The organism is Haloactinomyces albus (genome assembly GCF_031458135.1).
In the GTDB taxonomy this organism is placed as follows: domain Bacteria; phylum Actinomycetota; class Actinomycetes; order Mycobacteriales; family Pseudonocardiaceae; genus Haloactinomyces; species Haloactinomyces albus.
Genome location: NZ_JAVDXW010000001.1, coordinates 2,791,155 through 2,817,186 on the forward strand (window position 1 = coordinate 2,791,155; position 26,032 = coordinate 2,817,186).

Here is a 26,032-nt window from a genome sequence, read left to right on the forward strand (position 1 = left end):
TATTTCGGTGTTGTCTTCGTTCGGATTTTGAGTGGGGAGATCGGGTGCTTCCTCCGGAGTATGCGGTAAGGGATCTCGGTGCTCGTGGTGTGCGGGGCGACACTGGCATGGATCTTCGCCCGCGAAGTGTCCAAGAATCTTCCGAGTCTTTTCTTGGGATTCTTGCCGGAGCGGGCCTGGGGGCAGAAGGAGCCGGCGCGACGGGTGAGTATGCTAGTCAAGCTGCTGTGGTGATGCTGTTCACTCTGGAGGGCATGGTCCGGGAACCGGGGAACACCTGTATGACCGCACTCGCCGAATTCGCCCGGACGCACCGCTTCGCGACCTTCGAGTACCGCGTCAACGATTCCAAGGGATGCGGGGGCGTGATGCGCGCGGCACCCGCTGCGGTGTGGTCCCACGCCCCGGCGGAGGCCTTCCACGTGGCGGCAGGGACCGCGGCACTGACCCACAGCCACCCCAGCGGGTACCTGACGATCGGTGTTTACGCGGTCCTGGCGACCGATAATCTGCACGATGCGATGCTGCTGTCGGTGAACCACTCCGGTGACTCCGACTCCACCGGCATCGTCTGTGGAAACATCGCGGGTGCCGTGTACGGGACCCGCGTGGTTCCGCAGGAATGGCTGAATACTCTGGAGCTGCACGATGTGATTCGCCGGCTTTCCGAGGACGCGTTCGCGGAGTTCAGCCCCGATCCCCCGACCGATGCCGCTTGGACACAGCGCTACCCCGCCTGGTGCCCCCGACCCAAGCAGGAGACACGGCGATGACCGACATTCCGCCCCGGCAGCCCGTCCCGAACGGCAACTCGCAATCGATCACCTGGTCCGACCGGTTCCGAGGTGCGATGTTGGGCGGGGCCGTCGGTGATGCGCTCGGCGCAGCAGTCCGTGACGAGACGATCCACAGCGTGTGGCAGTGGTTCGGCCCGCACGGGGTCTCCGACTATCTTCCGGTCTTCGGACGCCGCGGCGCCGCGACGGAACTGACCCAACTCACGGCGTTCACGCTGGAAGCCCTGCTGCGGGCGAAAGCCGAACAGGTCGACCCGGCCGGGCCCTGGCTGCCGACCGAGTTCGTTCGCGCCAATCACCTGCGCTGGCTGTACACCCAGGGGGTGCCGTGGGAATACGCGATGCGTTCCCATCTTCCGGCGCAGCCCGAACCGAACGGTTGGCTACTGGAGCGACCCGAACTGTTCTCCACCCGCAACCCGGCCGGTGCGTCGCTGCGCGGCATCGGCAGGCTTGCCACCCAGCCCGGGCCGAATGCGGGCGAACCGCCGCTGGGCACCGACAGCCTGGTCGACTGCGTCGTGTGGACCGCGCCGACGATGGTGTGGGCGAGCACCGAAGGGATCGTGTTCAAGGCGGGCGCCGACGTCGCGTACCGGCTCACCGCCGACGGCGATACGCAGGCGGCGAGTGGATTGCACGCCGACGTGCTCGCCCGGCTCATCCGTGCGACGCCGCTGTGGGACGCGGTCGCGGCTTCGGAGTCCTATCTCGCGAGGCTGTACCAGGGCGCGTCCGCGTCGATCGCCGTGCGACGCACGATCCACGCCGCAATGTCGGCCGCGCGGGGGCAGCGACCGGACCCGGCCACACTGGACATCGAGTTCGACACCGCAGGCAGGCTCGGCGAACTCGGCATCGCTCTGACGTGCGTCGCGAACTGCGACAGTTTCACCGACGCGGTCCTGATGGCGATCAACCACTCCGCGGACAGCAGCGTCACCGGAGCGCTCGCCGGGCAGCTCGCGGGCGCGATCCACGGCCCGGCCGCGATTCCCGAGCAATGGCTTGCCGAGCTCGAACTCGGCGAGATCCTCGAAACGCTGTGCACCGATGCGGCCGAGGCATTCGCGCCACCACCTCCACCGCCCCCGCTGCCGAGGTGGGCGCAGCGCTACGTCGCCGACAGCAGGAATTCCTTCGCCGGTCCCCTCCAACTGGAACCGTCCGAACCCTCCGTGGCAGCCACGGCCGACACCGAACCGCTCCTGCCCGTCGATGGGCACGTGACCGATGCGCGGGAAAGATCGTGGTGGGAGCAAGCCGCCGAGCACACGGCCGGAATCCGGTCCTCGGAGTCGAAGTGGGAGCCGGAGCCGCAACCGGACACCGGTTCGCCGACGCAGGTGCTTCCCGTGATCGATGCCGCCGTCGTCGACGGGGAAGGAACCGGGGCCGAGTGGGGATCACCGGATCCCCCCGAATCCCCTTCATGGGAAGTCCCGGAACCGTATGAGAGTGCGTGGTCGGTTCCCGCCGATCCGGCGAAGGCCGATCCGGGGCCGGTGGAGCAGTCTTTCCCGGCGTCGACGGAGCCTGCTCCACCGGAGGCGGACATCCCTGCCGAGCAGGTACGGGGATTCGAGCCGGATCCGGCCGGGTTCGCCGCCGGGAATCCGGTGGCCGATGATCCGCTCACACCGTATGCCGACGCCGCGGTTCCGGACACCGGGGTATCGATGCTCGAGGACGTCGCCGCGGAGGTTCCGGAGTGGGAGTTTCCCGTGGAGGCCGTGGAAGGCACGGAGGACCCGGAAACCGCGGAAGGCATGCAGGCCGCAGGAGGTACGGAGGACGCGGAGACGTCGCCACCTGTCGAGCCCGCTGCCGCCGCGGCCGTACCGGAGCCGAGTGGCGTGCCCCAGCGGGAGGGTGGTGATCATGCGGCGGTGGAGGAGGTCGATGCCGTGGCACCCTCCCTGACCGAGCGCGTGCTCGGATGCTTCCTCGGGGGCGCACTCGGGGATGCGCTCGGCGCTGACCTCGCGGTCAGCACGGCGGAAGAGATCACCGAGCGGTTCGGTCCGAACGGCCCGACCGGCCTGCACGAGGCGTACGGTGTGCACGGGGCGATCACCGACGACACCCAGATGACGTTGTTCACTGCCGAAGGACTGATCCGTGCCGGAATCGCACGGCGCACCCTCGGCCGCGAGGACCCGCTCCCCGAGATCCAGCTCGCCTACCAGCGGTGGCTGCACACGCAGGGCGTCGAGTGGGAGGCAGCAGCGGGACCGTTGCACGCCGAGTGCCCCGAGCCCGACGGCTGGCTGGTCCGCGTGCCCGGACTGTTCGTCACTCGCGCCCCGGGCAAGACCGTGTTCCGATCCCTGGAGCGGTTCGGCCGTGGGTACGGGCAGGGGTCGCCGAGTGACCCGGTGAACGATTCCAAGGGATGCGGCGGTGCCATGCGTGCTGCCCCGGCGGCGTTGTGGTCGTCCGATCCGGCCGAGGTGTTCGAACTGGCGGCACACACGGCGGCACTGACGCACGGGCATCCGAGCGGCTATCTCTCCGCCGGTGCTTTCGCGGTCATCGTGCAGCAGGCCGTGTTGGGAAGGGGACTCGACGACGGCGTCTGGCTCGCATTGCAGGTGCTGGAGACCTGGGAGGGCCACGAGGAGACCAGTAAAGCTCTGGCGATGGCCGTCGATCTGGCCGCCTATGGCGTGCCGACCCCGCAGCAGATCGCGGAGACTCTCGGCGGCGGCTGGGTCGGCGAGCAAGCTCTGGCGATTGCGGTGTGCGCGACGCTGGCCGCGGGCGATGATGTCGAGCTCGCCCTGCGCACCGCGGTGCACCATTCCGGCGACAGCGACTCCACCGGGGCGATCTGCGGGAACATCATCGGTGCGCTGATCGGTATCGCAGGCCTGCCGGTCGCCTGGCTGGCCGAGCTCGAACTGCGGGACGTGGTCGAGCAGGTGGCCATGGACTGCGTCGCCGAGTTCGATCGGATCGCCGAGATCGATGAACAGGATCCGGAGCATGCCCACACGGTCCCGCCCGTCGACGAGGATTGGCACGAGCGTTATCCGGTCGGCCCCGAAGTGTCGGATGCGCTCGGTGCCGTCGACGACCCGCCGACACGGTTACTCGCCGCCGTCGAGGAGGATGGGGGCCTTCTCCGGCAGCCCGTGGAAGGTGAGTCGGTCGAACCCGAGCACCCGGTCGGCGCGGTCGAGTCCCCCGACCAGGAGGTCCCCGGCGAGATGGTCCGGGACGTGGCGGCAGATCCCGAGCCCGGCAGCACCGGGGAGGCCGGCAGCACCGGGGAGTACGGGATGCCTGCTCAGCTGTTCGATGTGGATTCCCGGCAGCCCAAGCCGGCGCCGCGCCGGATCAACAGCGTGGCGCGGGGCAACCTCGGGGCGTCCTCCGGCACGGAGGCCGGTGCTCCCGAAAGCAGTGTTGCCGAAGGCAACACCTTCGCAAGCGGCGGCCCGGTGTACACGGACCCGGACCTACGCCAGGACAGCAGCGGCCCGCACGGTGCGGACGACAACGAGAACGCCGTGGTCGACCAGGTCGGATTCGGAACTCCGGCACGGCATCAGGTAGAGGACGAACACACGTGATCATCGGTATCGACGTGTTCGACGAGGAGTACAGCGCGCTCTGCTCGGTGGGTGGTCAGCCGTGCAGGTTGCACGGCGTGGACGGACAGGATTCCGTGGTGCTGCGGTGGCTGTCTCGGCAGCCGGCGGGGGCCGAGACGGATACCGCCGCTGCCCTCGGTCTCATCGGCTCGGGCAGTCGGATGGTGAGCAGTCGGACGAGCCGATGGTGGTACCGGTCGAACGGGCCGAAGCGATGGTTCTCGGTACCGATATCGAGTCGCTGACCGGAGGAGACCGGCAGCGGATGTTGCTGGATATCCGGGTGGGGCGATCGCCCCACCCGGCATCAGCCGTCGCTTCTGCAGCTTCGACGACCCGCTGGACGGCGGCTGGAGCATGCTGCTCGGTGCGGACGGTTGGTGGACGGTCTCCTACCGCAGCAGTGCGGGCGACGGCGAGTGGGAGCATTTTGCCGATCTGCTCGCCGCCGGAACTCACCTGCTCGGACGCCTGCTACGCAGCCCGGAGGAGTACCAGCGCGTGCCCGGCGAACCACTGGAGGACTACGAGTGTCCCCGGGGTGTTCTGCTGGACGAGCTGCCGCTGGCCGCGCTCGACGGCAAGTACCTCGATGAACTGCGAGCAGGTGTCGAGATCGACCGCTTCGGTGCTGTCGAGGGTAATCTCGCCCACCTCGCGGGCACGGCGCTGCCGCAACGCGGTGTCCCGCCCACGGCCGAGCCGGGGCAGCATCGGCGGTACCGGGTGACCTCGCCGTTCGCCGTGGTGATCGGAACGGTACGCGGCGAGGACGGCGTGGTCGGTGGTGGAACCGCTTTTGTCCTCCCGCAGTCGCCTGCCGAGCTCGTCGCGGGGGGACTGGCTCGTCGAGGTGTGCCCCGCACGTGTGCGGGACTCGCCGTGAACGATCGGGCGACGGGTGCGAGAGTGCGACACCCTCTTGCCTCGGCAGGTAGAGTACCGACGTGTGGCGGGGACGAACCCGCGCCATCGAGTTCGTACCTGCCGTACCCCCCGTTTTGACCCTCTTCAAACGGGGCAGGTATCTTTATTGCTCGGACCCGAAACCCATCGGGTCGGTCCGTATGCCCATGCGTACCAGTGTCCGCGTAGTTCGATGGTCACGATGACCGCAGCGGGCGATACGGAACTCCTCCTGACGGCCCACTGGGGTTCACTCCCGCTGGGGCGCCATCGACGCCGTAAGGCAGAGGCGAGGGCGACACGCCCGACCTCGTGTCACGGGGTGGCGTGGGGGAGTCCCAAATGCACAGTGCCACCATGGTGCTCGATACCGGGCGAGAAACACGGTGCTCGGCGCCAGGGTACGAACGGTGCTCGCCACGAGCGCTGGTGTGAACGAGTACCACCGAAGACGCGAACGCTCAAGCAGAAAGCCGGTCCATGCCCACCATCCAGCAGTTGGTCCGTAAGGGCCGCCAGGACAAGCCGAAGAAGGTTACGACTGCGGCGCTTCAGGGAAGCCCACAGCGGCGTGGCGTGTGCACCCGCGTGTACACCACCACTCCGAAGAAGCCGAACTCGTCACTGCGCAAGGTCGCCCGTGTCAAGCTCACCACCGGCATGGAGATCACGGCCTACATCCCGGGTGAGGGGCACAACCTGCAGGAGCACTCGATCGTGCTCGTTCGTGGTGGCCGTGTGAAGGACCTTCCCGGCGTGCGATACAAGATCATTCGCGGTGCGCTCGACACCCAGGGTGTGAAGAACCGCAAGCAGTCTCGCAGCCAGTACGGTGCGAAGAAGGAGAAGCGCTGATGCCTCGCAAGGGTCCCGCCCCGAAGCGGTCGCTGGTCGCCGACCCCGTGTACAGCTCGCCGCTGGTCACCCAGCTGGTGAACAAGGTTCTGGTGGACGGAAAGCGTTCGCTGGCCGAGCGGATCGTGTACGCGGCACTGGAAGGCTGCAGGGAGAAGACCGGTACCGATCCGGTGGTGACGTTGAAGCGTGCGCTCGACAACGTCAAACCTTCCCTCGAGGTCCGCAGCCGCCGTGTCGGTGGCGCGACCTACCAGGTTCCGATCGAGGTCCGTGCGGGCCGTTCCACCACCCTGGCCCTGCGCTGGCTGGTGCGTTTCTCGCGGCAGCGCCGCGAGAAGACCATGATCGATCGACTGACCAACGAACTGCTCGATGCGAGCAATGGTCTCGGCGCGAGCGTCAAGAAGCGCGAAGACACGCACAAGATGGCGGAGTCCAACAAGGCCTTCGCGCACTACCGGTGGTGACGTCGGGTCGGCTTCTGCCCGCCTCGGCTCACCGATTCGACAGCTTCCAGCTGCTGTAGGGAACGGGGAGAGAACTCGTGGCACGCGACGTGCTGACTGACCTGACCAAGGTCCGCAATATCGGCATCATGGCCCACATCGACGCGGGCAAGACCACCACGACCGAGCGGATCCTGTACTACACCGGGATCAACTACAAGCTCGGCGAGGTCCACGACGGCGCTGCGACGATGGACTGGATGGCCGAGGAGCAGTCACGGGGTATCACCATTACCTCTGCTGCTACCACGACCTTCTGGGGCGACAACCAGATCAACATCATCGACACCCCGGGGCACGTCGACTTCACCGTCGAGGTGGAGCGGTCGCTGCGCGTCCTGGACGGTGCCGTCGCGGTCTTCGACGGCAAGGAGGGTGTCGAGCCGCAGTCCGAGCAGGTCTGGCGGCAGGCGGACAAGTACGACGTGCCGCGCATCTGCTTCGTCAACAAGATGGACAAGCTCGGCGCGGACTTCTACTTCACGCTCGGCACGATCCGGGACCGGCTCAACGCCCGTCCGCTGGTGCTGCAGCTGCCGATCGGTACGGAGTCCGACTTCGAGGGCGTGGTCGACCTCGTCAGCATGAAGGCGCTGACCTGGCGCGGTGACGTTGCCAAGGGTGCGACCTACGAGATCGAGGAGATCCCGGAGGATCTCGTCGAGACCGCCCAGCGCTACCGCACGGAACTGGTCGAGTCCGTCGCGGAGTCCAGCGAGGACCTGATGGAGACCTACTTCGGTGGTGAGGAACTGACCACCGAGCAGATCAAGCAGGGCATCCGCACGCTCACCATCAACCGCGAGGCCTTCCCGGTCCTGTGCGGCACCGCCTTCAAGAACAAGGGTGTCCAGCCGATGCTGGACGCGGTACGCGACTACCTGCCCTCGCCGCTGGACGTTCCGCCGGTGAAGGGGATGCTGCGCGACGGCGAGACCGAAGCCGAGCGCAAGCCCAGTACCAAGGAGCCGTTCTCGGCCCTGGCGTTCAAGGTCGCCGTACACCCGTTCTTCGGCAAGCTGACCTATGTCCGGGTCTATTCCGGCAGGATCGAGCAAGCCCAGCAGATCATGAACTCCACGCGGGATCGCAAGGAGCGCATCGGAAAGCTGTTCCAGATGCACTCCAACAAGGAGAACCCGGTGGACGAGGCTCAGGCCGGGCACATCTACGCGATGGTCGGGCTCAAGGAGACCACCACCGGCGACACCCTGTGCGACATGCAGGACCAGATCGTGCTGGAGTCGATGAGCTTCCCCGAGCCGGTCATCGAGGTGGCCATCGAGCCGAAGACCAAGGCCGACCAGGAGAAGCTCTCGACGGCGATCCAGAAGCTCGCCGAGGAGGACCCGACCTTCCAGGTCAAGCTCGACGACGAGACCGGTCAGACCATCGTCAAGGGAATGGGCGAGCTGCACCTCGAGGTGCTGGTCAACCGGATGAAGTCGGACTTCAAGGTCGAGGCGAACATCGGTAAGCCGCAGGTGGCCTACCGGGAGACGATTCGCAAGACGATCGACAAGCACGAGTTCACGCACAAGAAGCAGACCGGTGGTTCCGGCCAGTTCGCCCGCGTGATCATCAAGCTCGAACCGATCGAGCAGAGCTCGGAGAGCGCGACCTACGAGTTCAGCAATCAGGTCACGGGTGGCCGCATCCCGCGGGAGTACATTCCCTCGGTCGACGAAGGTGCGCAGGACGCCATGCAGTACGGTGTGCTCGCGGGCTATCCGCTGGTCGGCGTCAAGGTGACCCTGTTGGACGGTCAGTACCACGAGGTGGACTCCTCGGAGATGGCCTTCAAGGTCGCCGGTTCGCAGGCGATGAAGGAAGCGTCCGCGAAGGCCAGCCCGGCGATCCTCGAACCATTGATGGCGGTCGAGACGACGACACCCGAGGAATACATGGGTGACGTCATCGGCGACCTGAACTCCCGCCGTGGTCACGTTCAGGCCATGGAGGAGCGCGGCGGTTCCCGTGTCGTGAAGGCACTGGTCCCGCTGTCCGAGATGTTCGGGTACGTGGGCGATCTGCGTTCGAAGACGCAGGGTCGCGCGAACTACTCGATGCAGTTCGACTCCTACGGCGAGGTTCCGACGAACGTGGCCAAGGAGATCATTGCGAAGGCTACGGGGGAGTAATCCCGTGTAGTTCGGTGGCGGCCCCGCTGCGGACTCTCCGTGGCGGGGCGGGCACCAAACCCGACAGGACTCCGCCTGGCACGACTTCTCCGCGTGACAGCGCGGGGGCAAGGCACATCGCACGGCGGAAAGAACACAAGTCCAGGAGGACAATCCAGTGGCGAAGGCGAAGTTCGAGAGGGACAAGCCGCACGTCAACATCGGGACCATCGGTCACGTTGACCACGGCAAGACCACGCTGACCGCGGCGATCACCAAGGTCCTGCACGACAATCACCCGGAGCTGAACCCGTACACGCCTTTCGAGGACATCGACAAGGCGCCGGAAGAGAAGCAGCGCGGGATCACGATCCAGATCGCTCACGTCGAGTACCAGACCGAGGCGCGTCACTACGCTCACGTCGACGCTCCCGGCCACGCCGACTACGTGAAGAACATGATCACCGGTGCCGCCCAGATGGACGGTGCCATCCTGGTTGTGGCGGCCAGTGACGGTCCGATGCCGCAGACCCGCGAGCACGTGCTGCTGGCCAAGCAGGTCGGCGTGCCCTACATTCTCGTCGCCCTGAACAAGGCCGACATGGTCGAGGACGAGGAGATCCTGGAGCTCGTCGAGATGGAGGTCCGTGAGCTGCTCAGCGAGCAGGACTTCCCCGGCGACGACGCCCCGATCATCCGGGTTTCCGCGCTCAAGGCGCTCGAGGGCGACGCCGAGTGGGGTGCGAAGATCATGGATCTGCTGCACGCCGTCGACGCGAACATCCCGGACCCGGTGCGTGCCACCGACCAGGCATTCCTCATGCCGGTGGAGGACGTCTTCTCCATCACCGGCCGCGGCACCGTGGTGACCGGGCGCGTGGAGCGCGGCGTCATCAAGGTGAACGAGGAAGTCGAGATGGTCGGCATCAAGGACAAGGCCATCAAGACCACGGTCACCGGCGTGGAGATGTTCCGCAAGCTGCTCGACCAGGGTCAGGCCGGTGACAACGTCGGTCTGCTGATCCGCGGTATCAAGCGCGAGGACGTCGAGCGCGGCATGGTTGTCGTGAAGCCCGGCACCACCACCCCGCACACCGAGTTCGATGCACAGGTGTACATCCTGTCCAAGGACGAGGGTGGCCGGCACACGCCGTTCTTCAACAACTACCGGCCGCAGTTCTACTTCCGGACCACGGACGTGACCGGTGTGGTGACCCTTCCCGAGGGCACCGAGATGGTCATGCCGGGTGACAACACCGAGATGTCGGTGCAGCTCATCCAGCCGATCGCAATGGACGAGGGCCTGCGCTTCGCGATTCGCGAGGGTGGCCGCACGGTCGGTGCGGGCCGCGTCACCAAGATCAACAAGTGATGTGGTGGGGTTGTTGTCCGCACAGTGCGGGGAACAACCCCACCCCGATTCGGGCTGGCACACGAGGTGTGTCATGCTGTATGGGTTGCTCGTCGGAACGGTCGAGCCTTACTCGGGTGCGAGTGCCCGGGTATGATCGTCCGGACGTGACCGAATCCGTTCGGTCTTGTTCGGGAACATCGCTTTTCCGGTGTTCGGCCGTTCCGCCACGAGAGCCCCGCGCCCTTGATTCGGGCCAGGACCGGTGTTTTCCGGGCCTGCGAGTATGCGACCGGAGTGCGCTCCGGTCGCCGACCGAGCAGGGTGCCATACGAGGTGTACGGATTCCGAGTGTGAATCCATCCCGCCGGCGACGTTCGGCGGGACCGGTTTGCGTCGTGCGAGCGACACGCCCGACCGCGGGTACCGGGCACCCAGACACCTGAACAGGGGCGGACCGCGGGCTGTGTCCTGCGCCCGGCTTCCATGCGATTCCCACCCGTGAGGTGTGGGTACGCAGCGGTGTGCCGGGGCGCGTTTCGGGCACCCGCACCGCGCTAGGTACTAGCGGCACGAGACTAGAGGAACGGCAAGCCACTATGGCGGGACAAAAGATCCGCATCCGGCTCAAGGCCTACGACCACGAGGCGATCGACGCGTCCGCACGCAAGATCGTCGAGACCGTGACGCGCACCGGCGCTTCGGTCGTCGGGCCGGTGCCGCTGCCCACCGAGAAGAACGTCTACTGCGTCATCCGCTCTCCGCACAAGTACAAGGATTCGCGGGAGCACTTCGAGATGCGGACGCACAAGCGGCTCATCGACATCGTCGAACCGACGCCCAAGACGGTGGACGCACTCATGCGCATCGACCTGCCGGCAAGCGTCGACGTGAACATCCAGTGAGCGTGCGGCACTTCGGTTCATTGACAGGCGGCGGAGAGAACGAGACTCATGTCTGACAAGCAGATCAAGGGGATTCTGGGCACCAAGCTCGGCATGACCCAGGTCTTCGACGATCAGAACCGGGTGGTCCCGGTGACGGTCGTGCAGGCCGGGCCGAACGTGGTCACCCAGGTCCGCACTCAGGACAACGACGGCTATTCGGCCGTGCAGCTGGCGTTCGGCGCCATCGACCCGCGCAAGGTGAACAAGCCGCGCAGTGGTCAGTTCGCGAAGGCCGGTGTCACGCCGCGCCGCCACATCGTCGAGCTGCGCACCTCGGATGCCGACTCCTACGAGCTCGGCCAGGAACTCACCGCCGAGCTCTTCGAGTCGGGTGCGCTGGTCGACGTGGTCGGTACGAGCAAGGGCAAGGGTTTCGCGGGCACCATCAAGCGCCACGGTTTCTCCCGGCAGGGCATGAGCCACGGTACGCAAGCAGTGCACCGCAAGCCCGGCTCGATCGGTGGGTGCGCCACACCGGGCCATGTGTTCAAGGGCATGAAGATGCCCGGTCGGATGGGCAACAACCGCGTGACCACCCAGAACCTCAAGGTGCACCAGGTCGAGAACGACTCCGGCCTGTTGCTGATCAAGGGCGCCGTTCCGGGCCCCAAGGGCGGTCTGGTGCTGGTCAAGAGCGCTGTGAAGGGTGGTGCGTGATGGCAGCCACGCTCGATGTCCGTACCCCGGACGGCAGTACGGACGGCCATGTCGAACTGCCTGCCGAGCTTTTCGACGCGAAGGCGAACATTCCGCTGATGCACCAGGTCGTGGTGGCCCAGTTGGCCGCCGCGCGTCAGGGCACGCACGCAACCAAGACTCGCGGTGCTGTCGCAGGCGGAAGCAAGAAGCCGTACCGGCAGAAGGGCACCGGTAACGCCCGGCAGGGCTCGACCCGCGCCCCGCAGTTCGTCGGCGGTGGCACGGTGCACGGTCCGGCTCCGCGGGACTACTCGCAGCGGACCCCGAAGAAGATGAAGGCGGCGGCGCTGCGCGGAGCCCTGTCGGACCGTGCCCGGGCCGAGCAGCTCCACGTGGTGACCGAGGTGGTGACCGGCGAGCAGCCGTCCACCAAGGCGGCCAAGGCCACACTGCGTGCGCTGACCGATGCCAAGCGCGTCCTGGTGGTGCTCAACCGCACCGAGGAGCGTGCCTGGCTGAGCCTGCGCAACCTGCCGAACGTGCACATCATCGACCCCGGCCAGTTGAACACCTACGACGTGCTCGTCAACGACGACATCGTGTTCAGCAAGGAGGCGTTCGAGCGCTTCATCGCCGGCCCGTCGAAGGGTCGTTCGGCCAAGGCCGTCGCGACCTCCGGTGAGGCTGAGGAGGCAGACCAGTGATCCCCGACCCGCGAGACATCATCATCGCGCCGGTGATTTCCGAGAAGAGCTACGGGCTGCTTTCGGAGAACCAGTACACGTTCCTGGTCCGTCCCGGCACGAACAAGACCGAGATCAAGATCGCGATCGAGAAGATCTTCGGCGTACAGGTCACCAACGTCAACACGATCAATCGTCAGGGCAAGCGCAAGCGCACCCGCACCGGGTACGGCAAGCGCAAGGACACCAAGCGGGCGATCGTCACGCTGTCCGCCGAGAGCAAGCCGATCGAGATCTTCGGTGGTATGGCGGCCTGAGCCGGGCGCAGGCGAAAAGCCGATGGAAGACTAGGACTGCGTAGAGATGGGCATTCGCAAGCACAAGCCGACGACGGCGGGCCGTCGCGGTTCCAGCGGGTCGGACTTCTCCGAGGTCACCCGCTCACATCCGGAGAAGTCGCTGGTTCGGCCGCTGCACGGCCACGGCGGCCGGAACGCGCACGGCAGGATCACCACGCGGCACCAGGGTGGCGGCCACAAGCGGGCCTACCGCGTGATCGACTTCCGCCGTAACGACAAGGACGGTGTGCCCGCCAAGGTCGCGCACATCGAGTACGACCCGAACCGCAGTGCACGGATCGCACTGCTGCACTACCTCGACGGGGAGAAGCGCTACATCATCGCACCGGACAAGGTCCGGCAGGGTGATCGCGTGGAGAGCGGCGTCCGTGCCGACATCAAGCCGGGCAACAACCTCCCGATGCGCAACATCCCCACCGGCACGGTGGTGCACGCGATCGAGTTGCGTCCGGGCGGCGGCGCGAAGATCGCGCGCTCGGCCGGTGCCCGGGTCCAGCTGGTGGCCAAGGACGGTCCGAACGCCCAGTTGCGGATGCCTTCGGGTGAGATCCGCAATGTGGACGTGCGCTGCCGGGCCACGGTTGGTGAGGTCGGAAACTCCGAGCACTCCAACATCAGCTGGGGCAAGGCGGGCCGGATGCGCTGGAAGGGCAAGCGCCCGACCGTGCGCGGTGTCGTGATGAACCCGATCGACCACCCCCACGGTGGTGGTGAGGGCAGGACCTCCGGTGGGCGTCATCCGGTCAACCCGAAGGGTAAGCCCGAGGGCCGGAGCCGCCGTAGCAAGCCCAGTGACAAGCTCATCGTTCGTCGCCGGCGCACCGGTAAGAAGAAGCGCTGAGCAGGGAGGTAAGAGCACATGCCACGCAGCCTGAAGAAGGGTCCGTTCGTGGACGACCACCTGCTCAAGAAGGTGGACGCGCTGAACGAGGCGAACAAGAAGTCGGTGATCAAGACCTGGTCGCGCCGGTCGACGGTCATCCCGGACATGCTCAACCACACCATCGCCGTGCACGACGGCCGCAAGCACGTGCCGGTGTTCATCAGCGAGAACATGGTCGGGCACAAGCTCGGCGAGTTTGCCCCGACCCGCACCTTCAAGGGTCACGTGAAGGACGACCGGAAGTCGCGCCGCCGGTGAGCGGGTCTGTGACACGAACGAGCCGGGCCATGCGGGAAGAGATTCCCGCAGCCCGGGGCAAAGGGGTAGCAGGATGACAGCCCGTACCGACGACAGTGCCGCGGAGGAATCGCCGCGTGCAGTGGCGCGGGCCCGCTACGTCCGCGTGGCGCCGATGAAGGCGCGTCGCGTGGTCGAGCTCATCAAGGGCCGTAGCGCCAGCGAAGCCCTGGACGTGCTCAAGTTCGCGCCGCAGACCGCGAGCGGTCCGGTGTCGAAGGTGCTCGCCAGTGCGATGGCCAATGCGGAGAACAACCGCTCGCTCGACCCGGAGACCCTGTGGGTGCACCGGGCCTACGTGGACGAGGGTCCGACGCTGAAGCGCTTCCGGCCGCGCGCGCAGGGTCGCGCGTACCGGATTCGCAAGCGGACCAGTCACATCACGGTCGAGGTCGAGTCGCGCCAGCCCAAATCGGCAGGCAAGTCTCGCAAGAGCAGTAGCCAGAAGGGGAGTGCCCGGTAGTGGGTCAGAAGATCAACCCGCACGGCTTCCGGCTCGGCATCACCACGGACTGGAAGTCGCGCTGGTACGCCGACAAGCAGTATTCGGAGTACGTCGCGGAAGACGTCAAGATCCGCAAGCGGCTCTCTCGCGGGATGGAGCGCGCAGGCATCTCCAAGGTGGAGATCGAGCGCACCCGCGAGCGAGTCCGGGTGGATATTCACACCGCCCGGCCGGGCATCGTGATCGGTCGGCGTGGTGCCGAGGCGGATCGCCTGCGCGGTTCACTGGAGAAGCTGACCGGCAAGCAGGTCCAGCTCAACATTCTCGAGGTCAAGAACTCGGAGACGGACGCCCAGCTCGTGGCCCAGGGCATCGCGGAGCAGCTTTCCAACCGCGTGTCCTTCCGGCGTGCGATGCGCAAGGGCATGCAGTCGGCCATGCGGTCGCAGCAGGTCAAGGGTATCCGTGTCCAGTGCGGTGGCCGTCTCGGCGGTGCCGAGATGTCCCGCTCGGAGTTCTACCGCGAGGGCCAGGTGCCGCTGCACACGCTGCGTGCGGACATGGACTACGGCTTCTTCGAGGCCCGGACCACCTTCGGCCGGATCGGTGTGAAGGTCTGGATCTACAAGGGTGAGCTGGTCGGCGGCCTGAAGCAGAAGCAGCAGGAGTCCGAGGTTCGCGCGCCGCGCGGCGAAGGTGGCGGCGGTGGTCAGCGCGAGGGTGGCCGAGGTGGTCGCTCGGAGCGCGGTGGCCGGCGCCGTTCGGGTGCCTCCGGTACCACGGCGACGGGGACCGAGGCCGGTCGTGCCGCAGGCAAGTCCGGCAAGGGTGCCAAGTCCGCGGAGAGCGCCGGTGGCTCGGCCGAGAGCTCGCAGCAGGAGCAGACCGCCGGTGATGCGGCCGTCGGCAATGCTCCGGCTGTCAGCGAGCCCCACGCTGATGAGAAGACGGAGGGCTGAGACGTGCTCGTCCCACGCAAGGTCAGGTGGCGCAAGGCCCACGCACCGAAGCGCAAGGGCTTCGCCAAGGGCGGCACCCAGATCAACTTCGGTGAATACGGCATTCAGGCCCTCGAGCAGGGCTATGTGACGAACCGGCAGATCGAGTCGGCTCGTATCGCGATCACCCGGCATGTGAAACGTGGCGGCAAGGTGTGGATCAACATCTTCCCGGATCGTCCGCTGACGAAGAAGCCCGCCGAAACCCGCATGGGTTCCGGTAAGGGTTCGCCGGAGTACTGGGTCGCCAACGTCAAGCCGGGCCGGGTCATGTTCGAGTTGAACTACCCGAACCAGAAGATCGCGCTCGAGGCGTTGACGCGTGCGGTCCACAAGCTCCCGATGAAGTGCAAGATCGTGTCCCGCGAGGGTGGTGACTTCTGATGAGCGCGGGTGTCACCGCTTCCGAGCTCCGGGAGTTGAACAACGAGGAGCTCGTGTCACGTCTGAAGGAGTCGAAGGAGGAGTTGTTCAACCTCCGATTCCAGATGGCGACCGGACAGCTGGAGAACAACCGCCGGTTGCGCGTCGTGCGCAAGGACATCGCCCGGCTTTACACCATCATGCGCGAGCGTGAGCTGGGCCTGACGGTGTCCCCTGACGGCGCCGAGGAGGGCGCGGCATGAGCGAAACAGTTGCTGAGGGCTCTGTCACAGAAGGACAGGGCGAGAACCGGAACTACCGCAAGGTCCGGGAGGGTTACGTCGTCTCGTCCAAGATGGACAAGACGATCGTGGTTTCCCTGCAGGACCGCAAGAAGCACGCGCTGTACGGCAAGATCATGCGGCAGACCACCAAGGTCAAGGCGCACGACGAGGCCAATACCGCGGGTGTTGGTGACCGGGTACTGCTGATGGAGACCCGGCCGCTGTCGGCGACGAAGCGCTGGCGGCTGGTCGAGGTCGTGGAGAAGGCCAAGTAATGCGGACCACCTGCGGAGCGGTCCTCCGCAGGTGGCCACATTTGGCATCCGACCTCCCGGAAGTAGTGCTGGGAGGTGTGGAGACGCAAGTCTCCACACGGCCGCGCACGTCAGGTCGGAAATCTGGCGTGCCAGAGTGTTCTTCGCGCGAGAAAGCGCGAAAACTTAGGGTCAGGAGTCGACGTGATCCAGCAGGAGTCGCGACTGCGTGTCGCCGACAACACCGGGGCCAAGGAGATCCTCACGATCCGGGTACTCGGTGGTTCCGGTCGGCGTTACGCAGGTGTCGGTGACATCGTGACGGCGACGGTGAAGGAAGCCATCCCCGCCGCAGGTGTCAAGAGGGGCGATGTGGTCAAGGCCGTCATCGTCCGGCAGAAGAAGGAGAAGCGTCGTCCGGACGGTTCCTACATCCGGTTCGACGAGAATGCCGCGGTGCTGATCAAGCCCGGTGGCGATCCGCGAGGGACCCGCATCTTCGGGCCCGTCGGCCGCGAGCTGCGTGACAGGAAGTTCATGAAGATCATCTCGCTCGCGCCGGAGGTGCTGTGATGAAGGTGAAAAAGGGCGACACGGTCGTCGTGATCTCCGGTAAGGACAAGGGCGCCAGGGGCAAGGTCATCCAGGCCTTCCCGCAGCGGGACCGCGTCCTGGTCGAGGGTGTCAATCGGATCAAGAAGCACACGAAGGTCTCGCGGACCGAGCGTGGTGCGCAGTCCGGTGGCATCGTGACGCAGGAGGCGCCGATCCACGTCAGCAATGTGATGGTGGCGGACTCGGACGGCAAGCCCACCCGTATCGGCTATCGCACGGGCGAGGACGGCAAGAAGGTGCGTATTTCTCGCCGCAACGGTAAGGACATCTGAACTCATGACCACTGCTGAGAAGATCGTCCCCCGGCTGAAGACCCGCTACCGTGACGAGGTCATTCCGGCCCTCAACGAGGAGTTCTCCTACTCCAATCCGATGTTGGTGCCCGGTGTGACCAAGGTCGTGGTCAACATGGGTGTGGGCGATGCCGCGCGGGACAGCAAACTGATCGAGGGCGCCGTTCGCGACCTGGCGACCATCACCGGTCAGAAGCCCGAGGTTCGCAAGGCTCGCAAGTCCATCGCTCAATTCAAGGTGCGCGAGGGGATGCCGATCGGCGCCCGCGTGACCCTGCGTGGCGACCGGATGTGGGAGTTCCTCGATCGCCTGGTGAGCATTTCGCTGCCGCGCATCCGGGATTTCCGGGGATTGTCGCCGAACCAGTTCGACGGCAACGGCAACTACACGTTCGGCCTCAACGAGCAGTCGATGTTCCACGAGATCAACCAGGATGCGATCGATCGCCCGCGTGGCATGGACATCACCGTCGTGACCACGGCCGCCACCAACGCGGAGGGCAGGGTGCTGTTGCGGCATCTGGGCTTCCCGTTCAAGGAGCAGTGACCGTGGCCACCGCTGAGGATCGAAGCAAGGAGAACTGAGCCGATGGCCAAAAAGGCACTGATCAACAAGGCCGCGCGCAAGCCGAAGTTCCGGGTTCGCAGCTACACCCGTTGCCAGCGTTGCGGACGCCCGCGCTCGGTGCTCCGCAAGTTCGGGCTGTGCCGGATCTGCTTCCGCGAGATGGCCCATGCCGGTGAGCTTCCGGGCGTGAGCAAGTCCTCGTGGTGAAGCCTCATCCGACGAGTTCTGCCTGGTGACAGGTAGTCTCGGGGGAGTTCACCGGGACAAGCCCCGCGCTGGTACGCGAACAAGCTTGATACGCGGACACGCCGATGTACGAGCAGTCCGCGAACAATCCGGCTCGCCTGCGGGCGGGCAATGACCCCGACTTCGTTCAGGCCAGGGTCCAGACCTCACGTGTGGCCGTGTTTCGGCACGGCGTCGTCGGGACCCACCGGAACCGGACGAGAAAGGTTGACAAGGTCACCATGACGATGACCGATCCGATCGCAGACATGTTGACGCGTCTGCGGAACGGGAGTCGCGCCTACCACGACGAGATCGTGATGCCGCACTCCAAGCTCAAGGCGAATATTGCCGACATCCTGCAGCGCGAGGGCTACGTTTCCGGTTCGTGGACGCAGGCAGGCGAGAAGGGCAAGAACCTGGTCGTCGAGCTCAAGTACGGCCCGAACCGCGAGAAGAGCATGACCGGCCTGCGCCGGGTGTCCAAGCCGGGCCTGCGCGTGTACGCCAAGTCCACGAACCTGCCGAAGGTGCTCGGCGGACTGGGTATCGCGATCATTTCGACGTCGGGCGGTCTGCTGACCGACAAGCAGGCCATGAAGAAGGGCGTGGGCGGGGAAGTTCTCGCCTACGTCTGGTGAAGAAGGAGGAACGGTTATGTCGCGCATCGGAGTGTTGCCGATCACCGTGCCCTCCGGCGTCGAGGTGACGATCGACGGCCAGATGGTCACGGCCAAGGGCCCGAAGGGCACTCTGCAGCAGCAAATCACCGAGCCCATCACGGTCGAGCGGGACTCGGACGGAACCATCCAGGTTCAGCGCCCCGACGACGAGCGCCGGAGCCGCGCACTGCACGGACTGTCGCGCAGCCTGGTGAACAACATGGTGGTCGGCGTCAGCCAGGGCTACCAGCGGGATCTCGAAATCCAGGGCGTCGGTTACCGGGTGCAGCTCAAGGGGGCCAATCTCGAGTTCGCTCTCGGCTACAGCCACCCGGTTGTGATGGAGCCGCCGCAGGGTATCGAGTTCGCCACGGACGGCCCCTCGAAACTGTCGGTCAAGGGTATCGACAAGCAGCAGGTCGGCGAGGTTGCCGCCAAGATCCGCAAGCTGCGCCGTCCCGACCCGTACAAGGGCAAGGGTGTGCGCTACGCGGGCGAGAAGATCCGCACCAAGGTCGGGAAGACGGGTAAGTGACCATGAGCGAGACCACCACAGGTACGAAGCGCAAGCCGGTGGGCAAGGGCATCGCGACCGTGCGTCGTCAAGCCCGTGCCAACCGTCAGACCCGGATTCGCAAGAAGATCAGCGGCACCCCCGAGCGGCCGCGGCTTGCCGTCTCGCGGTCCTCGCGACACATTGTTGCGCAGATCATCGACGACACGGTCGGCCACACGCTGGCGGCGGCCTCCACCCTGGAGGCGGAGTTCCGCACGTTCGAGGGCAACAAGACGAACAAGGCCACTCGGGTCGGAGAGCTCGTTGCCGCTCGCGCCAAGGACGCAGGGATCGCCCGGATCGTGTTCGATCGAGGCGGCAATGCCTACCACGGGCGGGTGGCCGCGCTGGCCGATGCCGCTCGTGAGGGCGGTCTGGAGTTCTGACAAGTGCGCAACGACGAGACCATCGCAGCCAAGATCGTGGCAGCCAGTAATGGAAGGGACGCCTGATGCCTGGACGCACTCGGCGTGACGGCGGTTCGGAATCCGGCGGCAAAGACCGCAAGGACCGTCGCGACGGTGGCCGTGGCGGGGCGGCCCAAGAGAAGACCCCGCAGTTCGAACGTGTCGTGACCATCAACCGTGTTGCCAAGGTCGTCAAGGGTGGCCGGCGGTTCAGCTTCACCGCGCTGGTCGTCTGCGGTGACGGCGACGGCATGGTCGGTGTCGGTTACGGCAAGGCCAAGGAAGTGCCCTCGGCGATCGCCAAGGGTGTGGAGGAGGCGAAGAAGAACTTCTTCCGCGTTCCTCGGCTCGCCGGATCGATCCCCCACCCGGTGCAGGGTGAGGATGCCGCCGGTGTCGTGCTGCTCCGTCCGGCCAGTCCCGGTACCGGTGTTATCGCCGGTGGCCCGGTGCGTGCCGTTCTGGAGTGCGCGGGCATCCACGATGTGCTGAGCAAGTCGCTGGGCAGCGACAACGCGCTCAACATCGTGCAGGCCACGGTCTCGGCTCTGAAGCAGTTGCAGCGTCCCGAAGAGGTCGCGGCGCGTCGCGGACTGCCGCTGGAGGATGTCGCTCCGGCTCGTGTGCTGCGTCAGCGCGCAGGGCAGGAGGTGTGAGCTGAGATGAGCCAGTTGAAGATCACGCAGGTGCGCGGCCTGGCCGGCGCCCAGCACCATCAGAAGGCCAGCATGCGCTCGTTGGGTCTGCGCAGGATCCACCAGTCGGTCGTGCGGCCGGATGACCCGAACGTGCGCGGCATGGTCAATTCCGTGCACCACCTGGTGACGGTCGAGGAGGTCGAGTAGGCATGGTCATCAAGATCCACGACCTGCAGCCGGCTCCGGGGTCCAAGCGCGACAAGATCCGTGTCGGTCGCGGCGAGGCCTCGAAGGGCAAGACAGCCGGCCGCGGTACCAAGGGAACGAGGGCGCGGAAGACGGTCTCGCCCCGCTTCGAGGGCGGGCAGATGCCGTTGCAGATGCGGTTGCCGAAGCTGCGCGGCTTCAAAAACCGCAACCGTGTCGAGTACCAGGGCATCAATGTCGGCAAGCTGGTGCAGGCCTTTCCGCAGGGCGGTTCGGTCGGCATCGAGGAGCTGATCGGTGCCGGGTTCGTCAAGAAGGGCGAACTGGTCAAGATTCTCGGTGACGGTGATCCGGAGGGCGTCAAGCTCGACGTGACTGCGGACGCGTTCACCGGCAGCGCCCGGGAGAAGATCACCGCTGCGGGCGGGAGCGTGACCCGACGGGGACGCTGAACAGGGCTTTCGACGGATTGCCCGTGCACGACGGGGCCGCTCGACGATTCGGTCGAGCGGCCCCGTTCGTGTAGCACCCGTCGTGATGTCCCGATGGGCGTGTCGGTCGCCGCATCGGGTGGATATTTTTACCGGTTTTCGCGATCGTGCCGGGTCGAGTGGGCATGTTCGCCTGGCTCGGGGGAGAGTCGCTGCGTACGGACGTGCGGTACGAACGGGTACGTTCGGGTGGCTACGTCGACTCGGTACGGTTGCTGTTAGAGTCCAGGCGGCAGTCCGTGCCGAACGGTGCTGCGACAGCAACGCCAGTTATGCCGACTGCCTCAGTTGGCAATCGAACCCGGCCATGTGGCCGGCTTGCGCACAGGAGGTCTGCGTGCTCGGCGCCTTCCGCTCGGCTCTGGTGACGCCGGACCTGCGCCGCAAGATTCTGTTCACGCTGGGCATCATCGTGCTGTATCGGCTCGGTGCCATGCTCCCGTCGCCGGGGGTGTCGTACCCGAATGTTCAGCAATGCGTGGAACAGACCCGGGACAACAGCGAGAGCATCTACTCGCTGCTGAATTTGTTCAGCGGTGGTGCACTGCTGCAGCTCTCGGTGTTGTCGCTGGGCATTATGCCGTACATCACGGCGAGCATCATCGTTCAACTGTTGCAGGTGGTCATTCCCCGCTTCGAACAGTTGAAGAAGGAGGGCCAGTCCGGGCAGGCCACGCTGACCCAGTACACCCGGTACCTGACGGTCGCGCTCGCGCTCCTGCAGGCGACCGGTATCACCGCTCTCGCCGTGCGCGGACAGCTCTTCCCCGGCTGCACCACCGAGGTCATTCCGGACAACTCGGTGCTGAACCTGTTGGTCATCGTGGTGACGATGACGGCAGGTGCCGCCCTGCTGATGTGGATGGGTGAGCTGATCACCGAGCGGGGGATCGGCAACGGCATGTCGCTGCTGATCTTCACGTCCATCGCGGCCCGGATTCCCTCGCAGGGTGCCAGCATTCTGAGCGGGCAGGGTGGACTCGTCTTCGCCGTCGTCTGCGTATTCGGCCTCGCCATCGTCACCAGCGTCGTGTTCGTCGAACAGGCACAGCGCCGGATCCCCGTGCAGTACGCCAAGCGCATGATCGGCCGCCGGATGTACGGGGGTACCTCCACCTATCTGCCACTGAAGGTCAACCAGGCCGGAATCATCCCGGTGATCTTCGCTTCCTCCCTGCTCTACCTGCCGCAACTGCTGGGGCAGCTCTCCGGTGGGCAGAACACCTGGTGGGCGCGGTTCATCCAGACCTACATCGTTGATCCGTCGAGCTGGGTGCACATCCTGCTGTACATGGCGATGATCATCTTCTTCGCCTACTTCTACGTTTCGATCACGTTCAATCCCGAGGAGCGTGCGGACGAGATGAAGAAGTTCGGCGGGTTCATTCCCGGTATCCGCCCCGGTCGCCCGACGGCCGAATACCTCAGCTTCGTGCTGTCCAGGATCACCCTGCCGGGTGCGCTGTACCTCGGCATCATCGCCGTGCTACCGAGCTTCTTCCTCGGTCTGACCGGCAGCGGACAGGGCGGCATGCAGAGCTTCATGTTCGGTGGCACAGCGGTGTTGATCATGGTCAACGTAGGATTGGACACTGTCAAGCAGGTCGAGAGTCAGCTCACGCAGCGAAACTATGAGGGCTTCCTCCGGTAGTCTCGGGGAAATTCCGGGCAATGGCGCCCGTGCCCCGTCCGGTGCTGTGGCTTGTTGCCCACGCTCCCACGAAGTGGATGGGGGTTACGTTCACCGGAACATCGGCTACGGTGCCGCCCACCTCGTGTCCTGAGTGCGGGATTTCCGCACGGGGACATTCGCAGCGTGTTGTGGCTGGGGATGTGCGATGACAGGTGAGCTTGAAGCGCTCGAACAACGGTGGTGCAAGACCACCAGACGGATTCGGAGGCAGACCCTTGGTGCGATTGGTTCTCGTCGGCCCGCCCGGTGCGGGCAAGGGCACCCAAGCGGCCGTGCTGAGTGAGCAGCTCGCGGTCCCACACATTTCCACCGGTGACCTGTTCCGGGCGAACATCGACAACGAGACCCCCTTGGGGCAGGAAGCGAAGAGCTACCTCGACGCGGGCGAACTCGTGCCGGACAAGGTCACCAACGAGATGGTGCGCCAGCGGCTGTCCGAGTCCGATGCCCGTGCGGGTTTCCTGCTCGACGGCTTCCCGCGCACGACCCCGCAGGCCGACGTTCTCGGCGAGATTCTCGCCGAGAACGGTATGGAGCTGACAGCGGTGATGCAGTTCGACGTGCCACAGGAGGAGCTGGTGCGCCGAATGCTGGACCGAGGGCGTTCGGACGACACCGAGGAGGTCATCCGACGCAGGCTGTCGGTGTACGAATCGGAGACCGCGCCGTTGCTGGAGTACTACCGCGACAAGGTCATCACCATCAACGCGCTCGGCTCGGTCGACGAGATCACTTCACGCGCGCTGGAATCCCTGCGCAAGTGAGTCCGACGGGAAGGTAGTGGAGTGCTGCGGCGAGGTAAGGGCATCGAGCTCAAGACCACCGGTGAAATCGAGGCGATGCGTGCGTCGGGCCTGCTTGTCGCGCGTGCGCTCGCCGAGGTCACCGCGCACGCCAAGCCCGGTGTGAGCACCGGTGAACTCGATGCTGTCGCCGAGCAGGTGATCCGGGATGCGGGGGCGATCCCGTCTTTCAAGGGCTACCACGGTTTCCCGGCGTCGATTTGCACCTCGGTCAACGAGAAGGTGGTGCACGGTATCCCGTCGGAACAGGAGATCCTGGGCGACGGCGACATGGTCTCGGTGGATTGCGGGGCGATCCTGGACGGCTGGCACGGAGACTCCGCCGTGACCCTGCCGATCGGTGAGGTCGGCCCCCGCGAACTGGCCCTGTCCGAGGCGACCAAGCACGCCATGTGGGCGGGTGCGGCCCAGGTCCGTGCGGGCAACCGTCTGACCGACATCTCGCATGCGGTGGAAACCGCGGCACGGGAGTCGATGGACACCGATGGGGTGGACTACGGGCTCATCGCGGAGTACGGCGGGCACGGTATCGGCACCAGGATGCACATGGAGCCGTTCCTGCCGAATCTCGGCAAGCCCGGTAAGGGACCGAAGCTCAAGGTCGGGATGGCTCTCGCGGTGGAGCCGATGCTGACTCTCGGTTCGGCGGAGACAGCGGAGCTCGATGACGACTGGACGGTCGTGACCGTGGACGGCTCCTGCGCCGCGCACTGGGAGCACACGGTGGCCATCACCGAGGACGGCCCCTGGGTGCTCACCGCCGCCGAGGAGTGAGAGCACGCCGGATCGGCTTGTGTGGCGGTGCGGGGTTGAGGTTTTCCCGGAAACTTCAACCCCCCGGTGCAGGGGCGTGCAATTTTGTCGAAAACCGACACGGCCAGCCCTGTTATCCCAGTGGGCGGCGACAGATGTAGTGCATGATCGGCGGGAGATTTCGCCATGTCGTGTGCGTGATTACTTCGTCGAAGGTCGCCTTCAGCCGCCGGTGGAAGCGGCGGCCCCCCGCCGAGTGCTGTGCGGGCAGGTAGGTCAGCGCGGTGAAGGAGCCGTGCGGGGTGAGAACGTGAGCCGCCTGCCGCAGAATGTTCTGCTGGACCTCCTCGGTGAGTAGCGACCACGGGATGCTGCTGATCACGGCATCGACCTTGTCGATGTCCAGCCCGGTGAGCAGTGTATGCAGGTTCTCTGCGTTGCCGTGCACGGTTTCCATCCACGGCTGGTGCCGCCGCAGGTGCTGAACGAGATCATCGCCGAGTTCGATGCCGATGTGGCGGGCATGTGCGGGCAGGCGGTCGTGAATGGCGCCGCTGAGGGAGCCGGTGCCCGGGCCGAGCTCGACCACAACCGGCCTACCGGTGGTCGGAACGACCTGCGCGACGGTGGCGGCCACGGCTCCCGAGGTGGGAGTGGCCGCTCCGACCATCGAAGGATTGCGTACCGCCGTGCTGAAGAATGTGCGGTACTCACCGAACTTCGCCGTATCGGGCAGCCATCGTCCGTTGAGTGGAGTGTGGCGGTCCTGCTGGGTGGTCACGGTCCTCCTCGATGGACTTGCCGATTCGATTGGCGACTGCTGTATTTGCCGCACTTCGGTCCTCAACATGTGCAGTCGAACCGTACTGGATCACGGCGGGTGGGCACTCGTTGCGGATGCGAACGACGACGCAGCGATGCCGACCGTGTCGGTTTTCGCATCGTCCTGCCCCGAGTGGGCCGAGTTTTCGCGAGCGCGTACACTGGAGCAACGGCGCACTCATCGCGTCGGTTCGTCGTGTCTGCGTGCTTGCAGAGGTCGCCATCGGTGGTCAGCCATTGATGGCGAGCCATCGGTGGCCGGCTGACCGATAGCCGGTCGGCCGGTAGCCGGTCGGCCGGTAGCTGGTCGGTTGGGTCAGCCCGGATCTGCGGCATGCTACCGAGGTTATCGCGTCGGTGATGTCTCGGCTCTTCGGACCGCTGAGGGTGTGTCTGCTGCCCGGGGCCGGGTTTCGGTCATCGGATGGCATATGTACCAGCAAGATGAACTGTCACCGTCACGAAACGCGGAGGACATGGGCAAGAAGGACGGGGCCATTGAGGTCGAGGGTCGGGTGATCGAGCCGCTCCCCAACGCGATGTTCCGCGTCGAGTTGGAGAATGGCCACAAGGTCCTCGCTCACATCAGTGGCAAGATGCGCCAACACTACATTCGCATCCTGCCCGAGGACCGGGTCGTTGTGGAGCTTTCGCCCTACGACCTCTCCCGTGGGCGCATTGTCTACCGCTACAAGTGACCTCCACGGTGTCCGGGAGACCGGACACGCGTCCGAGCAGGAGAGCACGACCGTGAAGGTCCAGCCAAGTGTGAAAAAGATCTGCGACAAGTGCCAGATAATCCGCCGTCACGGTCGGGTTCTGGTGATCTGCGACAACCAGCGCCACAAGCAACGCCAGGGCTGATTACCGCAGGGTCGCAATCGAGACCATCCAACCAACAAGGGACCTCCCTGCAGCCTGCCGGCTTGTACGCGAAGCCGGTCGACCCCCGGATTCCAGGCTGGGGCTCCGTGCCGGGACCGTCCGGCCCGTTCGACGGGCCGTCGCCG

General features: G+C 65.7%; 35 protein-coding genes. 34 read left to right on the plus strand and 1 reads right to left on the minus strand.

What is annotated here, in order from left to right:
* Positions 1–233: 233 nt before the first annotated feature.
* From JOF55_RS13185 to map, 32 genes are all read left to right on the plus strand, one after another.
* A complete protein-coding gene (locus JOF55_RS13185; protein WP_310278358.1) occupies positions 234–773 on the plus strand; it encodes an ADP-ribosylglycohydrolase family protein in 540 nt (179 codons plus the stop codon).
* Positions 770–4,375 (plus strand): ADP-ribosylglycohydrolase family protein, encoded by a 3,606-nt coding sequence (locus JOF55_RS13190; RefSeq protein WP_310274006.1) that lies wholly within the window; start codon positions 770–772, stop codon positions 4,373–4,375. Before JOF55_RS13185 ends, JOF55_RS13190 begins: the two co-directional genes overlap by 4 nt.
* Positions 4,372–4,641 carry a hypothetical protein gene (locus JOF55_RS13195; RefSeq protein ID WP_310274007.1) on the plus strand — a complete coding sequence of 90 codons (270 nt, stop codon included), beginning with the start codon at positions 4,372–4,374 and terminating at the stop codon, positions 4,639–4,641. The genes JOF55_RS13190 and JOF55_RS13195 overlap by 4 nt, the downstream gene beginning before the upstream one ends.
* Positions 4,642–4,753: 112 nt before the next feature.
* Complete coding sequence (locus tag JOF55_RS13200) at positions 4,754–5,401, plus strand: TNT domain-containing protein (RefSeq protein WP_310274009.1); 648 nt, start codon at positions 4,754–4,756, stop codon at positions 5,399–5,401.
* 381 nt (positions 5,402–5,782) lie between these two features.
* Positions 5,783–6,157 (plus strand): 30S ribosomal protein S12, encoded by a 375-nt coding sequence (gene rpsL, locus JOF55_RS13205; protein WP_310274010.1) that lies wholly within the window; start codon positions 5,783–5,785, stop codon positions 6,155–6,157.
* Positions 6,157–6,627 (plus strand): 30S ribosomal protein S7, encoded by a 471-nt coding sequence (rpsG, locus tag JOF55_RS13210; protein WP_310274012.1) that lies wholly within the window; start codon positions 6,157–6,159, stop codon positions 6,625–6,627. The genes rpsL and rpsG overlap by 1 nt, the downstream gene beginning before the upstream one ends.
* A gap of 77 nt (positions 6,628–6,704) precedes the next feature.
* Positions 6,705–8,807 carry an elongation factor G gene (gene fusA, locus JOF55_RS13215; RefSeq protein WP_310274015.1) on the plus strand — a complete coding sequence of 701 codons (2,103 nt, stop codon included), beginning with the start codon at positions 6,705–6,707 and terminating at the stop codon, positions 8,805–8,807.
* A 157-nt stretch (positions 8,808–8,964) separates the two neighbouring features.
* Positions 8,965–10,158 carry an elongation factor Tu gene (gene tuf, locus JOF55_RS13220; RefSeq protein WP_310274017.1) on the plus strand — a complete coding sequence of 398 codons (1,194 nt, stop codon included), beginning with the start codon at positions 8,965–8,967 and terminating at the stop codon, positions 10,156–10,158.
* A 578-nt stretch (positions 10,159–10,736) separates the two neighbouring features.
* Positions 10,737–11,042: a 30S ribosomal protein S10 gene (gene rpsJ, locus JOF55_RS13225; RefSeq protein ID WP_017976809.1), complete on the plus strand. Its 306-nt coding sequence runs from the start codon at positions 10,737–10,739 to the stop codon at positions 11,040–11,042.
* A gap of 48 nt (positions 11,043–11,090) precedes the next feature.
* Positions 11,091–11,741, plus strand: a complete 651-nt coding sequence (rplC, locus tag JOF55_RS13230; RefSeq protein WP_374727276.1) for a 50S ribosomal protein L3 — start codon at positions 11,091–11,093, stop codon at positions 11,739–11,741.
* Positions 11,741–12,427, plus strand: coding sequence for a 50S ribosomal protein L4 (gene rplD, locus JOF55_RS13235; RefSeq protein ID WP_310274026.1), 687 nt, complete (start codon positions 11,741–11,743; stop codon positions 12,425–12,427). The genes rplC and rplD overlap by 1 nt, the downstream gene beginning before the upstream one ends.
* Entirely contained in the window at positions 12,424–12,723 is a 300-nt protein-coding gene (rplW, locus tag JOF55_RS13240; protein ID WP_374727277.1) for a 50S ribosomal protein L23, read from the plus strand. The genes rplD and rplW overlap by 4 nt, the downstream gene beginning before the upstream one ends.
* Before the next feature lie 46 nt (positions 12,724–12,769).
* Positions 12,770–13,606 (plus strand): 50S ribosomal protein L2, encoded by an 837-nt coding sequence (gene rplB, locus JOF55_RS13245; protein ID WP_310274028.1) that lies wholly within the window; start codon positions 12,770–12,772, stop codon positions 13,604–13,606.
* Positions 13,607–13,624: 18 nt separating this feature from the next.
* Positions 13,625–13,906 carry a 30S ribosomal protein S19 gene (gene rpsS / locus JOF55_RS13250; RefSeq protein ID WP_310274030.1) on the plus strand — a complete coding sequence of 94 codons (282 nt, stop codon included), beginning with the start codon at positions 13,625–13,627 and terminating at the stop codon, positions 13,904–13,906.
* A 73-nt stretch (positions 13,907–13,979) separates the two neighbouring features.
* Complete coding sequence (gene rplV, locus JOF55_RS13255) at positions 13,980–14,408, plus strand: 50S ribosomal protein L22 (protein WP_310274032.1); 429 nt, start codon at positions 13,980–13,982, stop codon at positions 14,406–14,408.
* On the plus strand, positions 14,408–15,349 hold the full coding sequence (gene rpsC / locus JOF55_RS13260) for a 30S ribosomal protein S3 (protein ID WP_310274034.1): 942 nt from the start codon (positions 14,408–14,410) through the stop codon (positions 15,347–15,349). Before rplV ends, rpsC begins: the two co-directional genes overlap by 1 nt.
* A gap of 3 nt (positions 15,350–15,352) precedes the next feature.
* On the plus strand, positions 15,353–15,772 hold the full coding sequence (rplP, locus tag JOF55_RS13265) for a 50S ribosomal protein L16 (protein WP_310274036.1): 420 nt from the start codon (positions 15,353–15,355) through the stop codon (positions 15,770–15,772).
* Positions 15,772–16,014, plus strand: coding sequence for a 50S ribosomal protein L29 (gene rpmC, locus JOF55_RS13270; protein ID WP_310274038.1), 243 nt, complete (start codon positions 15,772–15,774; stop codon positions 16,012–16,014). Before rplP ends, rpmC begins: the two co-directional genes overlap by 1 nt.
* Positions 16,011–16,310 (plus strand): 30S ribosomal protein S17, encoded by a 300-nt coding sequence (rpsQ, locus tag JOF55_RS13275; RefSeq protein WP_310274040.1) that lies wholly within the window; start codon positions 16,011–16,013, stop codon positions 16,308–16,310. Before rpmC ends, rpsQ begins: the two co-directional genes overlap by 4 nt.
* Before the next feature lie 183 nt (positions 16,311–16,493).
* Complete coding sequence (gene rplN, locus JOF55_RS13280; protein WP_310274043.1) at positions 16,494–16,862, plus strand: 50S ribosomal protein L14; 369 nt, start codon at positions 16,494–16,496, stop codon at positions 16,860–16,862.
* On the plus strand, positions 16,862–17,176 hold the full coding sequence (gene rplX, locus JOF55_RS13285; protein ID WP_310274045.1) for a 50S ribosomal protein L24: 315 nt from the start codon (positions 16,862–16,864) through the stop codon (positions 17,174–17,176). Before rplN ends, rplX begins: the two co-directional genes overlap by 1 nt.
* A gap of 4 nt (positions 17,177–17,180) precedes the next feature.
* Positions 17,181–17,744 carry a 50S ribosomal protein L5 gene (rplE, locus tag JOF55_RS13290; RefSeq protein WP_374727278.1) on the plus strand — a complete coding sequence of 188 codons (564 nt, stop codon included), beginning with the start codon at positions 17,181–17,183 and terminating at the stop codon, positions 17,742–17,744.
* 42 nt (positions 17,745–17,786) lie between these two features.
* A complete protein-coding gene (locus JOF55_RS13295; RefSeq protein ID WP_310274047.1) occupies positions 17,787–17,972 on the plus strand; it encodes a type Z 30S ribosomal protein S14 in 186 nt (61 codons plus the stop codon).
* A gap of 260 nt (positions 17,973–18,232) precedes the next feature.
* Positions 18,233–18,631: a 30S ribosomal protein S8 gene (gene rpsH / locus JOF55_RS13300; protein ID WP_310278371.1), complete on the plus strand. Its 399-nt coding sequence runs from the start codon at positions 18,233–18,235 to the stop codon at positions 18,629–18,631.
* Positions 18,632–18,647: 16 nt separating this feature from the next.
* Positions 18,648–19,187, plus strand: coding sequence for a 50S ribosomal protein L6 (rplF, locus tag JOF55_RS13305; RefSeq protein ID WP_310274049.1), 540 nt, complete (start codon positions 18,648–18,650; stop codon positions 19,185–19,187).
* 2 nt (positions 19,188–19,189) lie between these two features.
* Positions 19,190–19,594: a 50S ribosomal protein L18 gene (rplR, locus tag JOF55_RS13310; protein ID WP_310274051.1), complete on the plus strand. Its 405-nt coding sequence runs from the start codon at positions 19,190–19,192 to the stop codon at positions 19,592–19,594.
* A gap of 65 nt (positions 19,595–19,659) precedes the next feature.
* On the plus strand, positions 19,660–20,271 hold the full coding sequence (rpsE, locus tag JOF55_RS13315; protein ID WP_310274053.1) for a 30S ribosomal protein S5: 612 nt from the start codon (positions 19,660–19,662) through the stop codon (positions 20,269–20,271).
* 6 nt (positions 20,272–20,277) lie between these two features.
* Positions 20,278–20,460, plus strand: coding sequence for a 50S ribosomal protein L30 (gene rpmD, locus JOF55_RS13320; RefSeq protein WP_310274055.1), 183 nt, complete (start codon positions 20,278–20,280; stop codon positions 20,458–20,460).
* A 2-nt stretch (positions 20,461–20,462) separates the two neighbouring features.
* The gene (rplO, locus tag JOF55_RS13325) at positions 20,463–20,912 is read left to right on the plus strand and encodes a 50S ribosomal protein L15 (RefSeq protein WP_310274057.1); all 450 of its coding nucleotides are present in this window, start codon (positions 20,463–20,465) and stop codon (positions 20,910–20,912) included.
* A 376-nt stretch (positions 20,913–21,288) separates the two neighbouring features.
* Positions 21,289–22,602 carry a preprotein translocase subunit SecY gene (gene secY, locus JOF55_RS13330; RefSeq protein ID WP_310274060.1) on the plus strand — a complete coding sequence of 438 codons (1,314 nt, stop codon included), beginning with the start codon at positions 21,289–21,291 and terminating at the stop codon, positions 22,600–22,602.
* A gap of 257 nt (positions 22,603–22,859) precedes the next feature.
* The gene (locus JOF55_RS13335; RefSeq protein ID WP_374727279.1) at positions 22,860–23,408 is read left to right on the plus strand and encodes an adenylate kinase; all 549 of its coding nucleotides are present in this window, start codon (positions 22,860–22,862) and stop codon (positions 23,406–23,408) included.
* A 21-nt stretch (positions 23,409–23,429) separates the two neighbouring features.
* Positions 23,430–24,221, plus strand: coding sequence for a type I methionyl aminopeptidase (gene map, locus JOF55_RS13340; protein ID WP_310274062.1), 792 nt, complete (start codon positions 23,430–23,432; stop codon positions 24,219–24,221).
* A gap of 112 nt (positions 24,222–24,333) precedes the next feature.
* On the opposite strand, the gene JOF55_RS13345 is transcribed toward map, so the two are convergent.
* Positions 24,334–24,981: a class I SAM-dependent methyltransferase gene (locus tag JOF55_RS13345; protein WP_310274064.1), complete on the minus strand. Its 648-nt coding sequence runs from the start codon at positions 24,979–24,981 to the stop codon at positions 24,334–24,336.
* 517 nt (positions 24,982–25,498) lie between these two features.
* Between JOF55_RS13345 and infA the strand changes: the two genes are divergently transcribed.
* Positions 25,499–25,720: a translation initiation factor IF-1 gene (infA, locus tag JOF55_RS13350; RefSeq protein WP_009948665.1), complete on the plus strand. Its 222-nt coding sequence runs from the start codon at positions 25,499–25,501 to the stop codon at positions 25,718–25,720.
* Positions 25,721–25,772: 52 nt separating this feature from the next.
* On the plus strand, positions 25,773–25,886 hold the full coding sequence (gene rpmJ, locus JOF55_RS13355; protein ID WP_184476415.1) for a 50S ribosomal protein L36: 114 nt from the start codon (positions 25,773–25,775) through the stop codon (positions 25,884–25,886).
* Positions 25,887–26,032 lie beyond the last annotated feature (146 nt).